The organism is Actinomycetota bacterium (assembly GCA_030017835.1).
Lineage (GTDB): Bacteria > Actinomycetota > Aquicultoria > UBA3085 > Oleimmundimicrobiaceae > Yes70-04.
Genome location: JASEGU010000042.1, coordinates 1 through 4983, shown reverse-complemented (window position 1 = coordinate 4983; position 4983 = coordinate 1). Strand labels below are relative to the sequence as shown.

5 protein-coding genes and 2 rRNA genes are annotated in these 4983 nt (G+C 52.7%); 4 read left to right on the top strand and 3 right to left on the bottom strand.

Annotation, left to right across the window (positions count from 1 at the left end; translation table 11 throughout):
- The 4 genes from QMD53_06800 to QMD53_06785 all read left to right on the top strand — a co-directional run.
- Positions 1-411 (top strand): 23S ribosomal RNA (locus QMD53_06800); the annotation flags it as partial.
- 56 nt (positions 412-467) lie between these two features.
- A 5S ribosomal RNA gene (gene rrf, locus QMD53_06795) occupies positions 468-584 on the top strand.
- 196 nt (positions 585-780) lie between these two features.
- Positions 781-2775: an acetate--CoA ligase gene (gene acs / locus QMD53_06790; protein MDI6800348.1), complete on the top strand. Its 1995-nt coding sequence runs from the start codon at positions 781-783 to the stop codon at positions 2773-2775.
- Positions 2776-2805: 30 nt separating this feature from the next.
- Positions 2806-2994, top strand: a complete 189-nt coding sequence (locus QMD53_06785; GenBank protein ID MDI6800347.1) for a DUF1858 domain-containing protein — start codon at positions 2806-2808, stop codon at positions 2992-2994.
- Positions 2995-3072: 78 nt separating this feature from the next.
- Here QMD53_06785 and QMD53_06780 read toward each other — a convergent pair whose 3' ends face one another.
- From QMD53_06780 to QMD53_06770, 3 genes are all read right to left on the bottom strand, one after another.
- The gene (locus QMD53_06780; GenBank protein ID MDI6800346.1) at positions 3073-3723 is read right to left on the bottom strand and encodes a phosphatase PAP2 family protein; all 651 of its coding nucleotides are present in this window, start codon (positions 3721-3723) and stop codon (positions 3073-3075) included.
- 60 nt (positions 3724-3783) lie between these two features.
- Positions 3784-3987 carry a cold-shock protein gene (locus tag QMD53_06775; GenBank protein ID MDI6800345.1) on the bottom strand — a complete coding sequence of 68 codons (204 nt, stop codon included), beginning with the start codon at positions 3985-3987 and terminating at the stop codon, positions 3784-3786.
- Positions 3988-4065: 78 nt separating this feature from the next.
- Positions 4066-4884 (bottom strand): DUF166 family protein, encoded by an 819-nt coding sequence (locus tag QMD53_06770; protein MDI6800344.1) that lies wholly within the window; start codon positions 4882-4884, stop codon positions 4066-4068.
- Between the last annotated feature and the right edge of the window lie 99 nt (positions 4885-4983).

The window sequence follows — 4983 nt, the reverse complement described above, 5'->3', positions numbered from 1 at the left end:
CGTGCAGTTTCTATACAGCCAACGAGGTGATTGACCTGGCTTCCGAAGGGAAGACGCGCGTCCCCATCTACACCATTGGCCTGGGCGCGAGCTGGGTTTAGAACGTCGTGAGACAGTTCGGTCCCTATCTGTTGTGGGCGTAGGAAACTTGAAGAGGGTCGTCCCTAGTACGAGAGGACCGGGATGAACGAACCTCTGGTGTACCAGTTGTCGTGCCAACGGCATCGCTGGGTAGCTATGTTCGGAAGAGATAACCGCTGAAAGCATCTAAGCGGGAAGCTCACTCTAAGATTAGGTTTCCCATCCTAAGTGGAGTAAGGTCCCAGGTAGACTACCTGGTTGATAGGCCATAGGTGGAAGCCCAGCAATGGGTGTAGCCGAGTGGTACTAATAGACCGAGGACTTGAACTTATTCGAATTTTGCTGTGTGGTTTTGAAGGTGCAGATCTCATTTTGACCATCAGGTTTTCGGTGGCCATGGCGAGCGGGGTACACCTCTTCCCATTTCGAACAGAGAAGTTAAGCTGCTCAGCGCCGATGGTACTGCACTGGCAACGGTGTGGGAGAGTAGGACGCCGCCGAATCTTTTTAAGGCTCCGAGAGATCGGAGCCTTTCCTTTTCTCCCGTTTGGCCCAAAAACTTCCACGTCGATCTTTTACCGCTTAAAAACGACCGCTTAATGAAAAAAGGCAGTTTTTGCCCCACTTTTGAAGTATATTTCAATTTCGTAGAGCTTGACCGCTTATCGGATTAAAAACATGACTTGAAAGGGAGGGCGTATGAGCGAGGAGAAAGATATTCAACCCATGATGCACGAAGAGAGGGTATTCTACCCTCCAAAGGAGCTTTCAGAGAAGGCTTATATAAAGAGCATGGAAGAGTACGAAAAGATGTACAAGGAATCGGTCGAGGAGCCGGAGAAGTTCTGGGGTCGGATGGCCGAGGAGAATCTTAGCTGGTTCTCCAAGTGGGACAAGGTTTTGGAGTACGATTTCGACAGCGTCGGAGAGAAGGAAGCCTCCTTCGTCCAGTTCTTTAAGGGCGGCAAGCTGAACGTCTCCTACAATTGTTTGGACCGTCACCTAGAGACCCGCGGCGACAAGAAGGCCCTTATCTGGCAAGGGGAGGCCGAAGAGAAGAAGCGCTTCTTGACCTACAAGGAACTCCACAGAGAGGTATGCAAATTTGCCAACGTCTTGAAGAAGCATGGCATCAAGAAGGGCGATACCGTCACCCTCTTTATGCCGATGATCTTGGAGCTTCCCATCGCCATGCTGGCTTGCACCAGAATCGGTGCGATCCACTCGATAGTCTTCTCCGCCTTCAGCGCCGAAGCCCTCTCCAGCCGGATGACCGATTGCAACTCCAAGGCTCTCATCACCACCGACGTCGGCTTCCACTCCAGCAAGCTGATTCCGCTCAAGAAGACGGCCGATGTTGCCCTGAATTCTTGCGATTTTGTTAAGAAGGTCATCGTCTTCAAACAGTCGGATGAAGATGTTTTCATGAAGAGTGGGCGCGACTTCTGGTGGCATGAGGAGATGAATGCCGGCGATATCTCCGAGACCTGCGAGCCCGAGAAGATGGACGCCGAAGATCCCCTCTTTATCCTCTACACCAGCGGCAGCACCGGAAAGCCCAAGGGCGTCCTCCATACCACCGGCGGATATCTCCTTCACGTCAATCTGACCACCAAGTACACCTTCGATCTCAAAGACGACGAGCTCTTCTGGTGTACGGCCGATATCGGTTGGGTCACCGGCCATTCCTATATCGTCTATGGACCCTTAAGCAACGGCTTTACCAGCTTGATGTTTGAAGGGGTTCCGACCTATCCCAAGCCCGACCGCTTCTGGAAGATAGTTGCTGACTACAAGGTCAACATCTTCTATGCTGCCCCCACCGCCATCAGGGCCTTGATGAGGCTGGGCGATGAGTGGCCAAACAAGCACGATCTCTCCAGCATCAAGGTTCTGGGCACGGTCGGCGAGCCGATCAATCCCGAGGCCTGGATCTGGTATTACAAGACCATCGGCAAAGAGCGCTGCCCGATAGTAGATACCTGGTGGCAGACTGAGACCGGCGGTCACCTGATCACCCCGCTTGCCGGTTGCACCCCGACCAAGCCCGGCTCAGCCTCCAAACCCTTCTTCGGCGTTGTGCCCAAAGTGGTACGTAAAGACGGCTCCGAGGCCGATGTCAACGAGGGCGGTTCGCTAATCATCACCAAACCCTGGCCGGGCATGCTGCGCGGCGTCTACGGCGATCCCAAGAACCAACGAATTAAAGAGGTCTACTTCTCGATGTATCCGGGAAATTATTTCACCGGTGATGGCTGCCGGATTGATGAGGGCGGTTTCTATTGGCTCCTTGGCCGGATCGATGACGTCATCAACGTCTCCGGTCATAGGATCGGAACGGCCGAGGTGGAGAGCGCGCTCGTCTCTCATCCCTACGTGGCCGAGGCGGCCGTCGTCGGTTATCCGCACGACGTCAAGGGACAGGGCATCTACTGCTATGTTACCTTAAAGCAGGCCTATGCTTCTTCCGATGATCTCAAGAAGGAACTGGTAAAGCACGTTCGGACCGAGATCAGTCCGATTGCCACCCCAGACAAGATCCAATTTGCCAATTCGCTTCCCATGACGAGATCGGGTAAGATAATGAGAAGGATCCTGCGCAAGATCGCCGAGGGACAGGTCGATGCCATCGGCGATACCTCGACTCTGGCCGACCCGTCTGTGGTCGATTCATTGGTTGAGGAGCGGCAGTAGGTCTTTAAAATCAATTTGAAGGAGGGGCAGATGAAAGCGACTGAGGATATGACCATTGCCCATATAATTCAGACAAACCCCAAAGCGGCCGCCGTCTTTGCGGCCAATGGCATGGGATGCACCGGATGTTCTATCGCTCGCGGCGAGACGCTCAGAGAAGCGGCTATGGCTCACGGCACAGAGCTGGCCAACTTGTTGGACCAGCTAAACGAGGAGTAGGATCATAAGTTCAACCTCAAAGCAAACGGGATCCGCTTGCAAGCGGATCCCGTTTATTTATTTCAACCCCATTCCATCTTACGCGAAAGCTTTGATTACGAGCCTTATGCCAAGAAGGGTCAGGGCGATGAAGTGAGGATATCCTATCATATCCCCTTCAAAGAGGCCCTTCTCATTCAGCCTTAGAAAAAGCCAGCCGGTGGAGCAACCCAAGATCGCCCCCCCCATTAGGTCGCTTAGGAAATGGATGCCGGCAAAGAGACGAAAATAGGCCACAAGGACCATGTAGATTGGATAGATGGCGAGGACGGGAAGCCTTCCGAAGAGGCCGTCGTCTTCAATTTTTTTGAGCGGGCCAAGGAGCGAGGAGATCAGGGTGAGGTGACCGCTCGGAAAGGAGAAGCTCGATATATCCTCAAGGCTAGTTATGGGAAGGAGAAGAAAGGGCCTAGGCCGCCCCACCGCTACCTTTAATATATCGGAGGCGAGCGGTGCTGCCGTGACCGACAAGAGGAGCACAGCCAAAATGTCGAAGCGTCGCCTTTTGATTAGATATATCGAGAGGATTGAGATGAAGACGTAGATCGGCCAGAGATTATTTAAGATTCGGGCAAACGGCTCAAGTGCGACCGATCTATTGGTTGCCACCCAGAGGGAGAGGGCTCCGTCGAAACGAAGAGAGAGGATCAACATGGTTAAGGCGGCAAAAAAAGCTATCAGACGACGCAAATCTTCTCCAAAATAAAGGCCCCTTTGCAAGCAAAGGGGCCTTTTCGTATTTGACCGAAATTAGATCTTCTTTACGTTTGCGGCTTGAGGCTTGCCGTTCTCGCCCTCTACCACCTCAAACTCCACCTTATCGCCCTCGTTGATGACTTTGAATCCTTCTCCCTGAATGGCGGAGTAATGCACAAAAACATCTTCGCCACCCTCCTTTTCGATGAAACCGTAGCCCTTCTTTGCGTTAAACCACTTGACCGTGCCCTGAACCATTACGAACCTCCTAAAGATGTAATGACGATACTACTCGCAAAGGATAACTCTCTTAAAGAGGAAAGTCAACATGAGGAACTAAGGTTTACCATCATCAACGTCCCCAAGAGCCTCGCGGACTATGCCGTAATGGATATGGCCTCCTCTGTGGAGGATAGTGTCGCCTAGCTCGGGGTCGGTCTTCATGCTGGCTATGCAGGGATAGCTATGCCAGTATTTGGCGACCACGGCGTCTATGTCGTCGGTCAGCTTCTTGCCCTTCAATTTATGGGCCACCAGGTAGGTGGCTCCACAGGGAGCCGAGACCGCGACCCTTGCCTGCTCTATCACTCCATCCTTGGCCTTTATCTTCAAAATGGGTCGGCCGATATGGAAATGATCTATAAAGCTGTTTATGGCCGGATGCTTGTTGTTTTTGGCCAGGGCGCAGAATGGTTTGGGGAAGGCGCATTCAAGGCCGAGCCCTTCGCATATTTGGGTAAGTCTGCCCCGCCCCCACCTGGTCAACCAGTCGGGATGCTCGACGGGCACGATAAGGCCGCTCGCTCCCGCCTCCTTGGCCACCTTGGGCAGGGTGAGCAGGATGTCCTCGTGGACGTTTATGGCGATCATGATGTCGTGGGCCGGAGGCTCTTTCGGCAAATATTTAGCCGGCTCGTCGATGTAGTAGAGGAGCTTTGCGGGCAACTTGTGGACGCCCACTATATCGTCATTGAATTTGAGTCCGTACTGCTTTCTGCAGTTTACGCACTCCTTGCCGCAGGCGGTGCAGACGGAAGGATCATCAGTCAAGTGTTTGATGAGCTTTTTGGCATAGCCGTTTTCGAAGACGGAATGGAAGGGAGGGACCTCTTGCCCCTTATCAAAGTCATCCGGATGGATTATGAATACCTTCATCTTTCTGCTCCAATTTTTGGTCTATTCTAACACCTTTTTAGTGCCTGGGATATGAGCCCACCAGCTTGAACTAGTAGCTAAGAGTGAATGGCAACCTGT